This window comes from Dactylosporangium sp. NPDC049742, assembly GCF_040674675.1.
GTDB lineage: Bacteria > Actinomycetota > Actinomycetes > Mycobacteriales > Micromonosporaceae > Dactylosporangium > Dactylosporangium maewongense.
In genome coordinates, this window is the sequence record NZ_JBFANF010000041.1 from 27,105 (window position 1) to 43,230 (window position 16,126).

At 73.1% G+C, this 16,126-nt stretch carries 15 protein-coding genes and 1 pseudogene; 12 read left to right on the plus strand and 4 right to left on the minus strand.

Annotated features, from left to right (window positions below; genetic code table 11):
• Window positions 1-31: 31 nt before the first annotated feature.
• Window positions 32-3,523 (plus strand): annotated as a pseudogene (dnaE, locus tag AB0J72_RS37905) (DNA polymerase III subunit alpha); the annotation flags it as partial.
• Window positions 3,524-3,654: 131 nt separating this feature from the next.
• Window positions 3,655-4,803, plus strand: a complete 1,149-nt coding sequence (locus AB0J72_RS37910) for a DUF2567 domain-containing protein (protein WP_363407813.1) — start codon at window positions 3,655-3,657, stop codon at window positions 4,801-4,803.
• Window positions 4,804-5,317: 514 nt separating this feature from the next.
• On the opposite strand, the gene AB0J72_RS37915 is transcribed toward AB0J72_RS37910, so the two are convergent.
• Window positions 5,318-6,058 carry an LON peptidase substrate-binding domain-containing protein gene (locus tag AB0J72_RS37915; protein ID WP_354898052.1) on the minus strand — a complete coding sequence of 247 codons (741 nt, stop codon included), beginning with the start codon at window positions 6,056-6,058 and terminating at the stop codon, window positions 5,318-5,320.
• A 119-nt stretch (window positions 6,059-6,177) separates the two neighbouring features.
• Between AB0J72_RS37915 and AB0J72_RS37920 the strand changes: the two genes are divergently transcribed.
• The 9 genes from AB0J72_RS37920 to hisF all read left to right on the plus strand — a co-directional run bounded on the left by AB0J72_RS37920 (window position 6,178) and on the right by hisF (window position 12,663).
• Window positions 6,178-6,840, plus strand: coding sequence for a helix-turn-helix domain-containing protein (locus AB0J72_RS37920; protein WP_363407817.1), 663 nt, complete (start codon window positions 6,178-6,180; stop codon window positions 6,838-6,840).
• A gap of 30 nt (window positions 6,841-6,870) precedes the next feature.
• Window positions 6,871-8,163 (plus strand): histidinol dehydrogenase, encoded by a 1,293-nt coding sequence (gene hisD, locus AB0J72_RS37925; RefSeq protein ID WP_363407820.1) that lies wholly within the window; start codon window positions 6,871-6,873, stop codon window positions 8,161-8,163.
• Window positions 8,160-9,236: a histidinol-phosphate transaminase gene (locus AB0J72_RS37930; protein ID WP_363407823.1), complete on the plus strand. Its 1,077-nt coding sequence runs from the start codon at window positions 8,160-8,162 to the stop codon at window positions 9,234-9,236. Before hisD ends, AB0J72_RS37930 begins: the two co-directional genes overlap by 4 nt.
• Window positions 9,233-9,847: an imidazoleglycerol-phosphate dehydratase HisB gene (hisB, locus tag AB0J72_RS37935; protein ID WP_344503944.1), complete on the plus strand. Its 615-nt coding sequence runs from the start codon at window positions 9,233-9,235 to the stop codon at window positions 9,845-9,847. The genes AB0J72_RS37930 and hisB overlap by 4 nt, the downstream gene beginning before the upstream one ends.
• 235 nt (window positions 9,848-10,082) lie before the next feature.
• Window positions 10,083-10,229: a hypothetical protein gene (locus AB0J72_RS37940; RefSeq protein WP_344503945.1), complete on the plus strand. Its 147-nt coding sequence runs from the start codon at window positions 10,083-10,085 to the stop codon at window positions 10,227-10,229.
• Window positions 10,230-10,239: 10 nt separating this feature from the next.
• Entirely contained in the window at window positions 10,240-10,863 is a 624-nt protein-coding gene (gene hisH / locus AB0J72_RS37945) for an imidazole glycerol phosphate synthase subunit HisH (protein ID WP_344503946.1), read from the plus strand.
• Window positions 10,856-11,170 carry a hypothetical protein gene (locus tag AB0J72_RS37950; RefSeq protein ID WP_344503947.1) on the plus strand — a complete coding sequence of 105 codons (315 nt, stop codon included), beginning with the start codon at window positions 10,856-10,858 and terminating at the stop codon, window positions 11,168-11,170. The genes hisH and AB0J72_RS37950 overlap by 8 nt, the downstream gene beginning before the upstream one ends.
• A 3-nt stretch (window positions 11,171-11,173) precedes the next feature.
• Entirely contained in the window at window positions 11,174-11,905 is a 732-nt protein-coding gene (gene priA, locus AB0J72_RS37955) for a bifunctional 1-(5-phosphoribosyl)-5-((5-phosphoribosylamino)methylideneamino)imidazole-4-carboxamide isomerase/phosphoribosylanthranilate isomerase PriA (protein WP_363407829.1), read from the plus strand.
• Window positions 11,902-12,663, plus strand: a complete 762-nt coding sequence (hisF, locus tag AB0J72_RS37960) for an imidazole glycerol phosphate synthase subunit HisF (RefSeq protein WP_363407832.1) — start codon at window positions 11,902-11,904, stop codon at window positions 12,661-12,663. Before priA ends, hisF begins: the two co-directional genes overlap by 4 nt.
• A gap of 376 nt (window positions 12,664-13,039) precedes the next feature.
• On the opposite strand, the gene AB0J72_RS37965 is transcribed toward hisF, so the two are convergent.
• Entirely contained in the window at window positions 13,040-13,528 is a 489-nt protein-coding gene (locus AB0J72_RS37965) for a hypothetical protein (RefSeq protein ID WP_360558575.1), read from the minus strand.
• A gap of 87 nt (window positions 13,529-13,615) precedes the next feature.
• On the minus strand, window positions 13,616-14,542 hold the full coding sequence (locus tag AB0J72_RS37970; RefSeq protein ID WP_363407836.1) for a LysR family transcriptional regulator: 927 nt from the start codon (window positions 14,540-14,542) through the stop codon (window positions 13,616-13,618).
• Window positions 14,543-14,615: 73 nt separating this feature from the next.
• Here AB0J72_RS37970 and AB0J72_RS37975 point away from each other — a divergent pair, with 73 nt between their 5' ends.
• Entirely contained in the window at window positions 14,616-15,539 is a 924-nt protein-coding gene (locus AB0J72_RS37975; RefSeq protein WP_363407839.1) for an EamA family transporter, read from the plus strand.
• Here the strand turns inward: AB0J72_RS37975 and AB0J72_RS37980 are convergent.
• Window positions 15,463-16,122, minus strand: a complete 660-nt coding sequence (locus tag AB0J72_RS37980) for a hypothetical protein (RefSeq protein WP_344503953.1) — start codon at window positions 16,120-16,122, stop codon at window positions 15,463-15,465. The two genes, AB0J72_RS37975 and AB0J72_RS37980, sit on opposite strands and share 77 nt — an antisense overlap.
• Window positions 16,123-16,126: the final 4 nt, after the last annotated feature.

The following is a 16,126-nucleotide window of genomic DNA, read 5'->3' on the forward strand; positions in this document are numbered from 1 at the left end:
AGTGTCGTACCCCGGGGATAGGTTCTGCGACGTGGGGGAGTCGTTCGTACATCTGCACGTGCACACCGAGTATTCGATGCTGGACGGGGCCGCCCGGCTCGGGTCCCTGTTCTCCGAGGCGGCCCGGCTCGGCCAGCCCGCGCTCGCCATGACCGACCACGGCAACATGTTCGGTGCCTACGACTTCCACCGGCAGGCCGTCGCCGCCGGGATCAAGCCGATCCTCGGCATCGAGGCGTATCTGACCCCGGGCACCCACCGGGGCGACCGCACCCGGGTCCGCTGGGCGGCCGGCGGCGAGGACGACGTCTCCGGCGGCGGCGCGTACACGCACCTGACCATGCTCGCCGCCGACGAGACCGGGCTGCGCAACCTGTTCAGGCTGTCGTCGCGGTCCAGCATCGAAGGCTATTTCTACAAGCCGCGCGCCGACCGTGAGCTGCTGGCCGAGTATTCGCGCGGGGTGATCGCCACCACCGGCTGCCCCTCCGGCGAGGTGCAGACGCTGCTGCGCATCGGCGACTTCGAGCGGGCCTGCGCCGCGGCCGCCGAGCTGCGCGACATCTTCGGCCCCGGCAACCTGTATCTCGAGCTGATGGACCACGGCCTCGGCATCGAGACCCGCGTCCGGCAGGACCTGCTGCGGCTCGGCAAGCGGCTCGGCCTGACCCCGGTCGCCACCAACGACCTGCACTACACGCACCCCGGCGACGCCGACGCCCACGAGGTGCTGCTGTGCGTGCAGTCCGCGACGACCCTCGCCGACCCGAAGCGGTTCAAGTTCGACGCCCGCGACTTCTACCTCAAGTCCGCCGCGGAGATGCGCGCCCTGTGGGACGCCGAGGTGCCCGGCGCCTGCGACGCCACCCTCGCCGTCGCGGAGCGCATCGGTTCCTACGCGCCGGTGTTCGCGCACCGCGACCTCATGCCGCGGTTCCCCGTGCCGGAGGGCGAGACCGAGGACTCGTGGCTGCGGGCCGAGGTGCAGCGCGGCCTGGCCCGGCACTTCCCGGCGGGGATCCCGGCCGACCACGCCCGCCAGGCCGACTATGAGCTGTCCGTGATCAGCAGCATGGGCTATCCGGGCTACTTCCTCGTCGTCGCCGACCTCGTCGCCCACGCCCGCGGCGAGGGCATCCGGGTGGGCCCCGGCCGCGGGTCCGCCGCCGGCGCCCTCATCGCGTACGCGCTCGGCATCACCCAGCTCGACCCTCTCGAACACGGGCTGCTCTTCGAGCGGTTCCTCAACCCCGAGCGGGTCAGCATGCCCGACATCGACATGGACTTCGACGAGCGCCGCCGCGGCGAGGTCATCCGCTACGCCACCGAGCGCTATGGCGACGACCGCGTCTCCCAGATCATCACGTTCGGCACGATCAAGGCGAAGGCCGCGATCAAGGACTCGGCCCGGGTCCTCGGCCTGCCGTTCTCCGTCGGCGAGCGGATCACGAAGGTCGTCCCGCCGCCGGTGCTCGGCCGCGACATGCCGCTCAGCGGCGCCTTCGACCAGGCCCACCCGCGCTACCAGGAGGCCGCCGAGCTGCGCCGGCTCTACGAGGGCGAGCAGGAGGTCCGCACCGTCGTCGACACCGCCCGCGGCCTCGAAGGGCTCAAACGGCAGTGGGGCGTGCACGCCGCCGGCGTCATCCTGTCCCGCGAGCCGCTCCTCGACGTGCTGCCCGTCCACCGCCGCGAGCAGGACGGCGCGATCATCACCCAGTGGGACATGGGCGCGTGCGAGGACATCGGCCTGCTCAAGATGGACCTCCTCGGCCTGCGCAACCTCACCATCCTCGACGACGCCCTCGACGCGATCCGGCAGAACCGGGGCGTCGACCTGGCCGTGGAGACCGTGCCGCTCGACGACAAGGCGACCTACGAGCTGCTGTCCCGCGGCGACACGATCGGCGTCTTCCAGTTCGACGGCGGCCCCGTCCGGGCCCTGCTGCGCTCGATGGCGCCCGACGCGTTCGCCGACATCTCCGCCGTCGGCGCGCTCTACCGGCCCGGCCCGATGGGCGCCAACGCGCACAACGAATACGCCGACCGCAAGAACGGGCGCCGCCCCGTCACCCCGATCCACCCCGAGCTGGCCGAGCCCCTCGCGGACATCCTCGGCGACACCTACGGCCTGATCGTCTACCAGGAGCAGGTCATGGCGATCGCGCAGCGCGTCGCCGGCTACTCCCTCGGCGCCGCCGACCTGCTGCGCCGCGCCATGGGCAAGAAGAAGAAGGAGATCCTCGACCGCGAGTTCGCGCCCTTCTCCGCCGGCATGCGCGAGCGCGGCTATTCCGACGACGCGGTCCGCACCCTGTGGGACCTGCTCGTGCCCTTCTCCGACTACGCGTTCAACAAGGCGCACAGCGCGGCCTACGGGCTCGTCGCGTACTGGACCGCGTACCTGAAGGCCAACTATCCCGCCGAGTACATGAGCGGGCTGCTCACCTCGATCGGCGGCGACAAGGACCGCTCCGCCTTCTACCTCGCCGAGTGCCGCCGCATGGGCATCCGCGTCCTGCCACCCGACGTCAACGCCTCGCAGGGCCGGTTCTCCGCCGTCGGCGCCGACATCCGCTTCGGCCTCAGCGCCGTGCGCAACGTCGGGCCGGCGGTCGTCGCGGCGATCGTGCGCGCCCGGCCGTACACCGACTTCTACGACTTCCTCGCCAAGGTCGACCAGGTCGTGTGCAACAAGAAGACGATCGAGTCGCTCATCAAGGCGGGCGCCTTCGACTCCCTCGGCCACACCCGGCGCGGCCTGATCGCCGTCCACGCCGACGCCGTCGAGTCCGTCATGATCACCAAGCGCAACGAGGCCATCGGCCAGTTCGACCTGTTCGGCTCCGCGGCCCTCGTCGCGTCGCCGCCCATCCCGGCCATCGAGTGGGACAAGGCGGAGCGGCTCGCCTTCGAGCGGGAGATGCTCGGCCTCTACGTCTCCGACCACCCGCTGCGCGGGCTGGAGGAGGTGCTGCGCCGCTCCGCCGACCGTTCCGTGGCCGCCCTCGCCGACGAGGAGACCGTGCCCGACGGCACGTCCGTGATCCTCGCGGGCATCCTCTCCGGCGTGCAGCGCCGCGTCACCCGCCAGGGCCGCCCGTGGGCGTCGGCGACGCTGGAGGACCTGGACGGAGCCGTCGAGGTGATGTTCTTCCCCAACACGTATGAGCTGGTCGAGCAGTACATCGCCGAGGACGCGGTGGTGTCGGTGAAGGGCCGCGTCGACCGCCGCGAGGAGGCGCCCCGCCTGATGGCCAGCGACCTGGCCGTCCCCGACCTGACCGCCCCGGCCGCTCCCGCCGGCGGGCCGCTGGTGCTCTCCCTGCCGCCCGACCGGTGCACCACGCCGCTCGTCGAGCGGCTGCGGGAGGTCGTCGGCCGGCATCCCGGCTCCACCGAGGTGCAGGTCGACCTGGTCAACGGCCCCAGGCGCACCCTCATCTCGATCGGGCCGCAGGGGGTCACGGTCACCGCCGAGCTGCTCCGGGAGCTCACGTCGCTGCTGGGGCCGGCCGCGGTGCCCGGCGGCGGGGTGTCTGCCGGCGGTGGTTCGGCCGGTGGTGTGCCTCCCGGCGGTGGTCCGGCGGGAGGTGTGCCCGCGGGCGGCGGCACGGGTCGGGGCGCCGGCGCCGGGCCTGGCAGGATGGGATGGTGAGCATCGCCCCGATCGAGCCGATCGACCAGCCGGAGCTTCCCAAGCCGTCCCCGCCGCGGCGCCGGTCACTCGGGCTGGAGGCCCTGTTCGGCCTGATCGTCGCCGCTGTGGTGGTCGCGCTCGGCGCTCCCGTCGGCCTGCTGTGGTCGTGGATCGCGCCGAAGGTGGAGCTGGTCCAGACGCCGTATGGCCCCTATCCGATCGAAGGCGAGCCCGAGGGTTACTTCGCCGACGACGGCTGGTTCATGATCCTCGGGGCGGCGGCCGGGATCCTGATCGCGGTCGCCGCCTGGTTCATCCTGCGCCGCTACCGGGGCCCGTTCATCCTCGCCGGCCTCGTCGTCGGCTCGGCCGCGGCGGCCGCTCTCGCCGCGTGGCTCGGCAACAAGATCGGCTACGCGCACTACGTCGACCTCGCCGAGCACGCCCCTGTCGACACCCACATCTTCCGCCCCGCCAAGGTCCGCGCCGGCGAGGCCAGCCTGTGGCACGGCTTCGTCCCGTGGGTCCGTGGCTCCCTGCTCATCCAGGCACTCGTGGCCGCCGTGGTGTACACGTGCCTCGCTGGCTTCCACACGTCGCCCACCCTGACCCACGACCCGGATCCCGACGTGCCCACCGGCGACCCGTACTACATCGGCCACCCGGACGGCGCGGGCCCCTACGCCGCCCACCCGGATGGCGTTGGCCCCTACGCCGGCCACCCGGACAACGGCGGCCCCTACGCCGGTCCCGCCCATCCCGTGTTCGGGTCACTCGACCCTGCCCGGCCCGGCCCCGTCTACCCCGGTCCGGCCGCCCAGCCCGGCTTCGACCAGCCCGCCCAGCCTTGGCCCGCCCCCGCGCACCCCGGCTATTCGGATCCCGGCCACGGCCAGCCCCCGACCGGCGCCTCCTTCAGCCAACCCACCGCCGAGGGCCAGTCTCCAGCCGGCCCTCCACCGTGGCCCGCCCCGCCCACCGGCACCCAGTCCGGCACCGGGACCGCCGGCGGTCATCAGCCACACGACGATCCAGCACCGGGTCGCCTCGACCTCCGCAAGCCCGCCTCCGGCCCGCCCGGTGCGGTCGCCCCGTCCCCCGCAGGCCAGCACGACGCCGCCCCGCCTGGCGCCTCGACCCCACCCTCACCCGACCCAACCTGACCCGACCCAGCCCGACCCGGTCCGCGCCCAACCCCGAGAGCCCAACCTCGACGCTGAACCACCTCCCCGTCCTCGGGTCGCGCCCGTTCGTGGTCGCACCTGTCCTCGGTCGCGCTCGTTCTTGGTCGCCCGTCCTCGCACTCGGCCCCGTGTCGGGCGAGGCATTGTCCCCGTCCGCGGTTGTGGGAGCGGCCTCTCCCGCCGGGTCTGGCCCATGCCGGCGTTCCTCTTCGGGTGAGGCCCGAGCCTGTCCTCGTCCTTGCGCTCAGTCCGTCTTCGGGAGTGGCACCGCCTCAGGGCCGGCTCATCCTCGTCCCGTGTTGCGGGCGTGGTTTCTGCCTGGTCCAGTCCCTGGCCTTGTGCTTGGCACCGCTTCGGGGGCGGACTCGTCCCCGTTCCGTCCGTGGTCTCGGGGCGGCACTGGCTACGGTCCGACTCATCCCGTCCTTGCGCTCGGCCCTGTGCCGTCCTCGTCCTGTGTCCGGGCGGGGCTGGCGGCGTGGCGCTGCGGGGGTTAGTTCGGGCTGGAGGGGACGGCCAGGTCGGACAGGGCGACCGGGACGGCGCGGACCTGGCCGAGGAGGGCGGCCTCGCGGCGGAGGAGGGCGCGTTCGGCTTTCAGGCGGCTGGTCGTGTCGGGCTCGGCGAGCAGTGACTGCCGGTCCTCCAGGGTCAGCGACGCCGTGGCGGCGACCAGGTGGGACAGGACCGTGGGGTCGTCGGGCAGCTGCTCGCCGTCGCCGTCCTCGTCGCTGCGGACCGCCTTCAGGTACTGCTGGAACGCGGCGAGGACGCCGGCGGCCAGTTCTTCCTCGCGGTCGGGTTCGCCCTTCGGCTCGGGGAGCCATTCGATCTCGCCGGTGAGGTACGGGGCGTCGTTGCGGGCGAGGCCGAGCAGGCGGAAGCGGCGGCGGCCGACGGTCATGAGGTCGAAGCGGCCGTCGGCGAGCTCGGTCAGCTGGCGGATCTCGGCGGCGCAGCCGATCTCGTACAGGGACAGGGCCTCGCCGGCGGTGATCGACGCGTCGGTGGTCTCTCCGACCTCCCCCTCGACGCGGCCGACTTCCCAGCCGCGGCGGATCGCGATCACGCCGAACTCGCGCGGGAGGTCGGCGGGCAGCTCCGCGAGGTGCTGGACGAGCGTGCGGTAGCGGGGCTCGAACACGTGCAGGGGCAGGACCAGCCCCGGGAACAGCACGGTGCCGAGAGGGAACAGCGGCAGGAGGGTCCGCTCGGGTTCGTTCGCTTCCTCCACGGGCGAAGCCTAGCCGAGCGGACCCCTTTTTCCGCACCGTGACGGCGACTGCGAAACAGATGGACGTCGAACGGGGTAGACCGGAACGGTCCGTTCCGCTCAGGCGGTACAGTGGCGGCATGACGAACCTGTCCGGCCGACGTGTGCAGGCGGCCCGCAACGACGGCGTGATCCTCGCCGCTGCGCGCGACGTGTTCCTGGAGGACCCGAAGGCGCCGATCGCCGCCGTCGCCGAGCGGGCCGGGGTCGGGATCAGCGCCTTGTACCGGCGGTACAAGGGCAAGGACGACCTGCTCCGCACGCTGTGCCACGACGGTCTGCGCACCTTCGTCGCGGAGGCGGAGGCGGCCGCGGAGGAGCCGGACGGGTGGGCGGCGCTGGTGCGGTTCCTGCGCGGGGTCGTCGACGCGGACGTGCACTCGCTCACCGTGCATCTCGCCGGCACGTTCACCTCGACCCCCGAGATGCGCGCGGACGCGGTGCGGGCGGGCGCGCTCGCGGGTGACCTGGTGCGGCGGGCACACGAGGACGGCGGGCTGCGCCCGGACGTCGTGGTGGCGGACGTCACGCTGATCCTGGAGGCGTGCGCGGCGATCCGCGTGCCGGACCGCGACCGCACCGCCGAGCTGCGCCGCCGCCAGCTGGCCCTGCTGCTGGACGGGATGCGGCGGGACGGCGCTGACCTGCGGTCCGTGCTGCCCGGCCCGCCGCCGGACGCGGCCGAGCTGAACTGGCGCTGGGCGCAATCCCGACAGCCCGCACAGCGGGACGCGACCGAATAATTGTCGGTGGTTCCGCCTAGACTCCCAAGGGTGCTGAACCGGATCGACCTGCGCGGCTCCACCACGGATCCGCGCCGTCTGCTGCCCCGTGCCGCCCTGGATGTCTCCGTCGCCACCGAGCAGGTGCGCCCGATCGTCGAGGCGGTCCACGAGCATGGGGCGAGCGCGGTCCGTGACGCCACCCGCCGGTTCGACGGGGTGGAGCTGACCGACCTGCGGGTGCCGGCCGAGGCGATCGCCGCGGCCGAGGCCGGGCTCGACCCGGCCGTGCGCGCCGCGCTGCTCGAGTCGATCAAGCGGGCCCGCAAGGTCCACGGCGACCAGCGGCGCACCGAGGTGACGACGCTGCTGAGCACCAGCGGCACCGTCACGCAGCGGTGGGTGCCGGTCCGCCGGGTGGGGCTCTATGTGCCCGGCGGCCTCGCCGTGTACCCGTCGAGCGTGATCATGAATGTGGTGCCGGCGCAGGTCGCGGGCGTGCCGTCGATTGCGGTCACCAGCCCGCCGCAGAAGGACACCGGCCTGCCCAACGTCAACATCCTGGCGGCGTGCGCGCTGCTCGGCGTCGACGAGGTCTACGCGGTCGGCGGCGCGCAGGCGGTCGCCATGTTCGGCTATGGCGACCAGGAGGGCTGCGAGCCGGTCGACATGATCACCGGCCCGGGCAACATCTGGGTCACCGCCGCCAAGCGCATGCTCCGCGGCATCGTCGGCATCGACGCCGAGGCGGGGCCGACCGAGATCGCGATCCTGGCCGACGACACCGCCGACCCGCGGCACGTCGCGGCTGACCTGATCAGCCAGGCCGAGCACGACCCGCTGGCCGCGAGCGTGCTCGTCACGCCGTCGATGGAGCTCGTCGAGGCGGTCGAGGCGGAGGTCGCCCGGCAGGTCGCGGCGACCAAGCACCTGCAGCGGGTCACCGAGGCGCTCACCGGCACCCAGTCGGCCACGGTCATCGTCGACGACCTGGAGCAGGGGCTGAGGGTCGTCGACGCCTACGGTGCCGAGCACCTGGAGATCCAGACCCGTGACGCGCGGGCCGTCGCCGAGCGTGTCTGGAACGCGGGCGCCATCTTCGTCGGCGCCTGGTCGCCGGTGTCGCTCGGCGACTACTGCGCGGGGTCCAACCACGTGCTGCCCACCGGTGGCTGCGCCCGGCACTCGTCGGGGCTGTCGACGCAGACGTTCCTGCGCGGCGTGCAGCTCATCGAATACGGGCGCGACGCCCTCGCCGAGGTGGCCGACCACGTCGTCGCCCTGTCCGAGGCCGAGGATCTGCCGGCGCACGGCGCCGCCGTGAAGGTGAGGTTCGCACAGTGACCGGCCTGCAGGACCTGCCGCTCCGCGACGAGCTGCGCGGGCTGACGCCCTATGGCGCGCCCCAGCTCGACGTGGCCGTGCGGCTCAACACCAACGAGAACTCGTATCCGCTGCCCGACGAGGCCGTCGCGGAGATGGAGAAGGCGCTCTCCGCCGTCCTGCGCGACCTCAACCGCTACCCGGACCGCGACGCCGTCGCCCTGCGCACCGACCTCGCCGCATACCTGCGGCACGGGCTGACCTGGCGCAACGTGTGGGCGGCCAACGGGTCCAACGAGATCCAGCAGCAGCTGCTGCAGACGTTCGGCGGGCCGGGCCGCACCGCGCTCGGCTTCACCCCGTCCTATTCGATGCACCCGCTGCTCGCCGCGGGCACCGGCACCGCCTGGATCGACGGGCGGCGCGACGCCGACTTCACGCTGACCGCCGAGCACGCCGTCGCGAAGGTCCGCGAGCACCGGCCCGACGTGGTCATCCTCTGCTCGCCCAACAACCCGACCGGCACCGCGCTGCCGCTCGACGTCGTGCGGGCCGTCGCCGGGGCCGCCGACGGGATGGTGATCGTCGACGAGGCGTATGCGGAGTTCGCGCGCCCCGGCACGCCGTTCGCGCTGTCGCTGATCGAGCAGTTCCCGCGGCTGGTCGTCACCCGCACGATGAGCAAGGCGTTCGCGCTCGCCGGCGGGCGGGTCGGCTATCTCGCGGCAGGCGCGGCCGTCGTCGACGCCGTGCAGCTGGTGCGGTTGCCGTATCACCTGTCGGCGCTGACCCAGGCCGCCGCGCGGGCGGCGCTCGCGCACACCGGCGCGCTCCTGTCGACCGTCGACGCGGTCAAGGCCCAGCGCGACCGGATCGTCGAGACGCTGCGCGGCTGGGGCCTGACGGTCGCCGACAGCGACGCCAACTTCGTGCTCTTCGGCGCGCCCCGCGGCGACAGCAAGGACGTCTGGCAGGCGCTGCTCGACCGCGGCGTGCTGATCCGCGACGTCGGCGTCCCCGGCTGGCTGCGCGTCACCGCCGGCACGCCCGAGGAGACCGACGCTTTCCTGAACGCACTGGAGGAGTTGCTGTGAGTCGCACCGCCAAGATCGAGCGGGTCACCAAGGAGACCAAGGTCTCCGTGGAGCTCGACCTCGACGGCACCGGGGTCGGCGAGATCTCGACCGGCGTGGGCTTCTACGACCACATGCTCAACCAGATCGCCAAGCACGGCGGGTTCGACCTGCGGGTGCACACTGTCGGCGACCTCGAGATCGACGCGCACCACACGGTCGAGGACACCGCGCTCGCGCTCGGCGCCGCGTTCGCCGAGGCGCTGGGCGACAAGGCGGGCGTCACCCGCTATGGCAACGCGCAGGTCCCGCTCGACGAGGTCCTGGCCTCCGCCGTCGTCGACCTGTCGGGGCGGCCCTACATGGTCCACGACGAGCCGGCGAACATCGCCCCGCACATCGGCGGCAACTACCCGACCAGCCTGACCCGGCACATCTGGGAGTCGTTCGCCCACTCGGCCCGGGTCACGCTGCACGTCAGCATCCTGCGGGCGGGCCGGCACGGCGCCCAGCCCGACGCGCACCACATCGTCGAGGCCCAGTTCAAGGCGGTCGCCCGGGCGCTGCGTCAGGCGTGCGCGCTCGACCCCCGCAACGCGGGCGTGGTGCCCAGCACCAAGGGCGCCCTGTGAGCGGTGTCCTGCCCGGCCGCGCGGCGCGCGGCGCTCTGGCCGGCGTCGCCGGGAGTGGCGCTGGGCGTGGCGCCTCGGGCCGTGCCGTCGGGGATGACGCCGTCGGCGGTCGCGCCTTGGGCCGCGCCGCTGGGCGCGCCGCTCGCCGCGCCGCTGGGCGTGGTGCTTCGTTTGGGGGCGGCTGGGTGCCGGTGGGGGCCGGCCGGCTCGGCGGCTCCGGATCGGTGGCCGGCCCGTGGTGAGCATCCTGCTGCTCGGGCTCGCCGGGCTGCTGCTGGGCGGCGCGCTGTCGCTGCGGCAGCAGAGCACGTCGAAGGTGCCGTTCGTGATCACGCTGCTGCTCGCCGCCGTTGCCGCGGCCGGCGGGCTGCTCTGGCTGTAAGGGGGACGGCATGAAGAAGGTGGTCATCCTCGACTACGGCTCCGGCAACCTGCGCTCCGCCGAGCGGGCCGTCGCCAGGGTCGGCGCCGAGGTCGAGGTCACGTCCGACCTGGGCAAGGCGGCCCGGGCCGACGGGCTCGTCGTGCCGGGCGTCGGGGCGTATGCGGCCTGCATGGCCGGCATCGACGAGCTCGGCGCCGGCCCGACGATCGCCGAGCGGGTCCGCGTCGGCGCGCCGGTGCTCGGCATCTGCGTCGGCATGCAGGTGCTGTTCGAGGAGGGCGAGGAGCACGGCGTCGTCACCAAAGGCCTCGGCCTCGCGCCCGGCACGGTGACCGGGCTGCGCGCCCCGGTCGTGCCCCACATGGGGTGGAACACGGTGACCTGGCCCGCCGGCACGGTCCTCGGCGCCGGTCTGCCCGCCGACACCCGGTTCTACTTCGTGCACTCCTACGCGCCCACACCCGTGGAGGCCCAGCGGGCCGCGGGCATCGAGGTCGCGACCACGGTGCACGGCGAGCCGTTCGTCGCCGCGTTCGAGTCGGAGGTACTGCGAGCCACCCAGTTCCACCCGGAGAAGTCCGGCGACGCGGGGGCGACGCTGCTGTCCAACTGGCTCGGCAGCCTTGTCTAAGGAACGCGCCCGGCGGCGTGCGGTGCTGGAGGCCGAGCGGGCCGAGCGCCTGCTCAAGGCCGAGCGCCGCCGCCGCCGGCGGATCGCCGCCCGGCGGCTGGTGCCGAAGGTCAAGATCGGCCGGACCGGTAAGCTTTTCGCACGTCGTTCCCGTGGCCAGCGCTCCGTCATCATCTTGCTCGTCCTGGTGGCACTCACGTTCATCTGGCTGCTCGTCGACACCGTCGCGGCCCGGATCGGCCTCAGTGCCCTCGTCATCGTCGCCACCCCGGCGCTCACCGTGCTCGTTCTGGACCGAAGGATCTAACCCATGGCCCTGCAGCTCCTGCCCGCAGTCGACGTCGCCGACGGCCAGGCGGTCCGTCTCGTCCAGGGCGCCGCCGGCAGCGAAACCACCTACGGCGACCCGCTCGAGGCCGCCCTCGCCTGGCAGCGGCAGGGTGCCGAGTGGATCCACCTGGTCGACCTCGACGCTGCGTTCGGCCGGGGCTCCAACGCCGAGCTCCTCGCCGACGTCGTCCGCCGCCTCGACGTGCAGGTCGAGCTCTCCGGCGGCATCCGCGACGAGGCCTCGCTGCGGGCGGCCCTGTCGACCGGCGCGACCCGGGTCAACCTCGGCACCGCCGCCCTGGAGAACCCCGACTGGTGCGACCACGTCTGCGCCACGTATGGCGAGCAGGTCGCGGTCGGGCTCGACGTCCGCGGCCACCAGCTCGCCGCGCGCGGCTGGACCAAGGAGGGCGGCGACCTGTTCGAGGTGCTCGACCGCCTGGAGCGCGCCGGCTGCGCCCGTTACGTCGTCACCGACGTCATGCGCGACGGCACCCTCACCGGGCCCAACCTGACCCTCCTGCTGGAGGTCACCGGGCGCACCAAGAAGCCGGTCATCGCCAGCGGCGGCGTCTCCAAGCTCGACGACCTGCGCCAGCTCGCCGCCCTCGAACCCGCCGGCGTCGAGGGCGTCATCGTCGGCAAGGCCCTGTACGCGGGCGCCTTCGACGTCACCGACGCCCTCCAGGTCCTGGCCGAGCAGCCGGCATGACCGTCGCGGTGCGGGTCATCCCGTGTCTTGACGTCGACGCGGGCCGGGTGGTCAAGGGCGTCAACTTCGTCAACCTCCGCGACGCCGGCGACCCGGTGGAGCTCGGCGCCGCGTACGACGCCGCGGGCGCCGACGAGCTGGTGTTCCTCGACGTGACGGCCTCGTCCGACGGGCGCTCCACGATGCTCGACGTGGTCCGCCGGACCGCGGAGACGGTGTTCATCCCGCTCACCGTCGGCGGTGGCGTCCGCGCCGTCTCCGACGTCGACACCCTCCTGCGCGCCGGGGCGGACAAGGTCGGGGTCAACACGGCCGCGATCGCCCGGCCGGAGCTGATCGCCGAGATCGCCGAACGGTTCGGCAACCAGGTGCTGACGCTGTCGCTGGACGTGCGCCGGGCCGCCGGCCAGCCGAGCGGCTTCGAGGTGACCACCCACGGCGGCCGCCGCGGCGCGGGCCTCGACGCCGTCGAGTGGGCCGCCCGGGTCGCCGAGCTCGGCGCGGGTGAGATCCTGCTCAACTCCATGGACGCCGACGGCACCAAGGACGGCTTCGACCTGGAGCTCATCAAGGCCGTCCGCGAGGTCGTGACGATCCCGGTCATCGCCAGCGGCGGCGCGGGTGCCCTGGAGCACTTCGCCCCGGCGGTGGCGGCCGGCGCCGACGCGGTCCTCGCCGCCAGCGTCTTCCACTTCGGCGACCTCTCCATCGGCGACGTCAAGACCACCCTCCGGGACGCCGGCCACCCCGTCCGCTGACGACCGTCCGGGTTGCCCGCCCGCCCGATCAGCGGCCCGGCGGGCGGGTGGTCACGGCTTGCCGTGATCCGGTCCGTTTGTGCTGATGGCTGCACGAAGCCTTCCGGAAGCGGCCCCGGCGGACAGCGTGGGGGACCGGCCGTTGCGGGGCGGTTGCCGGCCGGGCCGGTTGGGCGCGGCGGTTGCTGTAAGGCCGTTGAATGCAGTGGGTCTGCTCTACGCGGTGGGCGGGTGGCTGTCGACCGTGGTCCATGGTGGCGTGGGGTCGTTACCTCGCTATGGGGCGGTCTGCTCGTGAGGGGGCCCGAGGGACGTCGTGCGATCTCCGGTTCTGGGGGGTCAGCCTGTAGATCGCACAGCGTCTTGGTGGTGGGGGTCAGTCGCCGCGTTTGCCGGTGGTGACGGCGATGCCGACGAGCCAGCCGACGAAGAGGCCGTAGCCGGCGGCGGCCGCGGCGGCGTTGAAGGCGCCGAGCAGGGTCGGGTCGGCGAGCAGGAAGTCGGTGGCGAAGCCGGCGAGGGCGGCGCCGAAGATCAGCGATGCCCAGCCGAGGATGAAGGCGCCGCCGCCGGTGACGATGGAGCGCCCGGCGATGGCCAGGATGAGGGAGGTGAAGAGGATGAGGAGGAGGGCCTTCAGGTCGTTCGCGAGCAGCTCGCGGGCGGCCTTGCCGGAGTCGTCGTGGGGGACGAGCCACCAGCGGGGCCAGGTGAGCAGATGCAGGAACCAGCCCCACACGGTGTTGGTGTCCGCGTGCCGGTCGGCCCATTCCGAGAAGATCTGGTTACCGAAGAGCAGGACGAGGAGCAGCGTCGCCAGGACGCCTGCGCCGGTGGCTGTGCGGGTGCGTCCGAAGATGGCCATGGCATCAATGTAAGGGGTGCCGGGGAAACCCGCAGAAATGAATGAGTGAGTGAGCGTTTAACCCGGAATTGCCCCGATGACCTGCGGTTATACGACGTGAATGCCGTGGTCGGCGGGCCAGTGGTCGCGGTGTGACCAGGCATCGCGCAGCGCGGCGACGGTCGCGGAGATCGCGGGACGGCCGCCGGCGGCGACCCGCCAGGCGACGCTGACGCGGCGGGCTGCCTCGGGGGTGATGGGGCGCGCGACGACGCCCGGCGGGAGGGTGCTGCGGGCCAGCCGGGGGATGAACGCGACGCCGAGCCGCTCGGCGACGAACGTCAGCTGCGTCTCGAACTCGTTGACGAGGATCGTGGGACGGGCGCCGGGCAGCATCCGTTGCAGCCACTCGTGGCAGACGGTGCCGGGCTTGGAGGCGATCCACCGCTCGCCGCGCAGCGCGTCGAGGCCGACCGGGCCGGACGAGCCGGCGAGGGGGTGGTCGACGGGCAGGATGAGGTCGCCGACGTCGAGGCCGAGCTCCACGCTCGCGACCCCGGTCGGGTACGTCGCCGGCATGTCGAGCCATTCGTCGATGAGCGCGACGTCGACGGTGCCGCGCAGGATCCCGTCGAAGCTCGACTCGCGGTCGCCCTCCTGCAGGGTCGGCTCCAGCAGCGGATGGTCGACGGCGAGGCTGCGCAGGGCGTGCGGCAGCAGCCCGCGGCACGCGGTCGGGAACGAGGCGATGCTCAGGTGCCCGGACACCGTCTCCCGGTGGGCGGCGAGCGCGGCCTCGGCCTCTTCGACGACGGCGAGGATCCGGCCGGCGTGCTCGACCAGGACCCGACCGGCCTCGGTGAGCCGCAGCCGCCGGCCGTCCTTCTCCACCAGTGTGCTTCCGGTCTCCCGTTCGAGCTTGGCGAGGTGCTGGGAGATCGCCGACGGGGTGCAGTGCAGAGCGCCTGCGGCGGCCGTGACCGTGCCGAACACGGCGACGGCCCGCAGCGCCTGAAGCCTCGGCAGATCAAGCATGAAGCGATGCTACAACAATCGTGAAGAACCTTTCGATGGTGCTTCACGATTGTACGGGATGACGATCGAACCCATGAAGCATCGTGACGTCGCGCTGGCGATCCTGGTCTCGGCGATCTGGGGCGTGAACTTCGTGGTCATCCACGTCGGGCTGGACAGCATGTCGCCGCTGCTGTTCTGCGCGCTGCGGTTCGGGGCGGCGGCGCTGCCGGCGGTGCTGCTGGTCGGGCGGCCGAAGGTGCCGTGGCGGTGGGTGGTCGCGACCGGGGTGGCGCTCGGCGTCGTGAAGTTCTCGCTGCTCTTCGCCGGGATGGCGGCGGGGCTGCCGTCGGGGCTGTCCGCGCTCGTCCTGCAGAGCCAGGTGGTCTTCACCCTGGTCTTCGCGATGGTACTGCTGGGCGACCGGCCGGGCCGGCGTCGCTTCGCCGGGGTGGCGCTGTCGGGGGCGGGGATCGTGCTGATCGCCTCGCAGCTCGGCCTGGACCGGCCGGTCGGCGCGTTCCTGCTGGTCGTGGCCGCGGGCGCGGCGTGGGGCCTGGCGAACATCGCGATGCGCAAGGCGCAGGCCGCCGACATGCTGAACTTCATGGTGTGGGTCAGCGCGGTCGCGACCCCGCCGCTGGTCGTGCTGACCCTCGCCGTCGACGGGCCGTCCGCGGTCTGGCACAGCCTGCGCGGCCTGGACCTGACCGCGCTCGGCGCGATCGCGTACATCGCCTACCTCAGCACGCTGTTCGGCTTCGGCGTGTGGGGCAGGCTGATCGCCCGCTACGACGCGGCGACGGTGGCCCCGTTCGCGGCCCTGGCCCCGGTGTTCGCGCTGCTGTCGTCGGCGCTCCTGCTGGGCGAGCGCCTGCACTGGTACGACGCCGCCGGCGGCGCCGCCATCCTCGGCGGGGTGCTGCTCGGCGCGGTGCGCGTCAGGCGGGAGCCGCCGCCGGAGCCGGCAGCGGGCGCGGGTCGCGCATCGCGAACAGCGGCAGGAACAGCTGCGTGAGCGGGCCGATGCCGAACGCGTACAGGACGGTGGCGACGCCGACCGAGCCGCCGAGCAGGAAGCCCGCGGCGAGCACGGTCACCTCGATCGACGTGCGCGCGACCCGGATCGACAGCCAGGAGTACCGCGCGGCGAGGCCGGTCATGAGCCCGTCGCGCGGGCCGGGCCCCATGCGGGCACCGAGGTAGAGCGCCGTCGCCACCCCGTTGAGCACCACGCCGGCGACCATCAGCGCGCCCCGCAGCCACCACGCGCCGGCGTCCGGCACGACCCGCAGGGTCAGGTCGGCGGTGACGCCGATGACCACCACGTTGCTGACGGTGCCCAGGCCCGGCCGCAGGCGCAGCGGGATCCACAGCAGCAGCACGAGCGCGCCGACCGCGCAGACCACGGTGCCCAGGCTCAGCCCGGTGCGCTTCGAGATGCCCTGCTGGAACACGTCCCACGGGTCGAGCCCCAGATGGGCCCGCACCAGGAAGGCGATGCTCACCCCGTACACCAGCAGACCAAGCTGCAGCTGCACGAAGCGGCGCGTGAAGCGGTGGCGCAGCGGGATGGGATTGGTCTTGCCTGGGGCGTCCATGCGT

What these genes read in the sequence shown, in the direction of transcription:
- AB0J72_RS37980 (WP_344503953.1), bottom strand. Translation starts at nt 16,122, where the DNA reads ATGGACGCCCCAGGCAAGACCAATCCCATCCCGCTGCGCCACCGCTTC.
- AB0J72_RS37975 (WP_363407839.1), top strand. Translation starts at nt 14,616, where the DNA reads ATGAAGCATCGTGACGTCGCGCTGGCGATCCTGGTCTCGGCGATCTGG.
- AB0J72_RS37965 (WP_360558575.1), bottom strand. Translation starts at nt 13,528, where the DNA reads ATGGCCATCTTCGGACGCACCCGCACAGCCACCGGCGCAGGCGTCCTG.
- priA (WP_363407829.1), top strand. Translation starts at nt 11,174, where the DNA reads ATGGCCCTGCAGCTCCTGCCCGCAGTCGACGTCGCCGACGGCCAGGCG.
- AB0J72_RS37920 (WP_363407817.1), top strand. Translation starts at nt 6,178, where the DNA reads ATGACGAACCTGTCCGGCCGACGTGTGCAGGCGGCCCGCAACGACGGC.
- AB0J72_RS37970 (WP_363407836.1), bottom strand. Translation starts at nt 14,542, where the DNA reads ATGCTTGATCTGCCGAGGCTTCAGGCGCTGCGGGCCGTCGCCGTGTTC.
- hisF (WP_363407832.1), top strand. Translation starts at nt 11,902, where the DNA reads ATGACCGTCGCGGTGCGGGTCATCCCGTGTCTTGACGTCGACGCGGGC.
- hisH (WP_344503946.1), top strand. Translation starts at nt 10,240, where the DNA reads ATGAAGAAGGTGGTCATCCTCGACTACGGCTCCGGCAACCTGCGCTCC.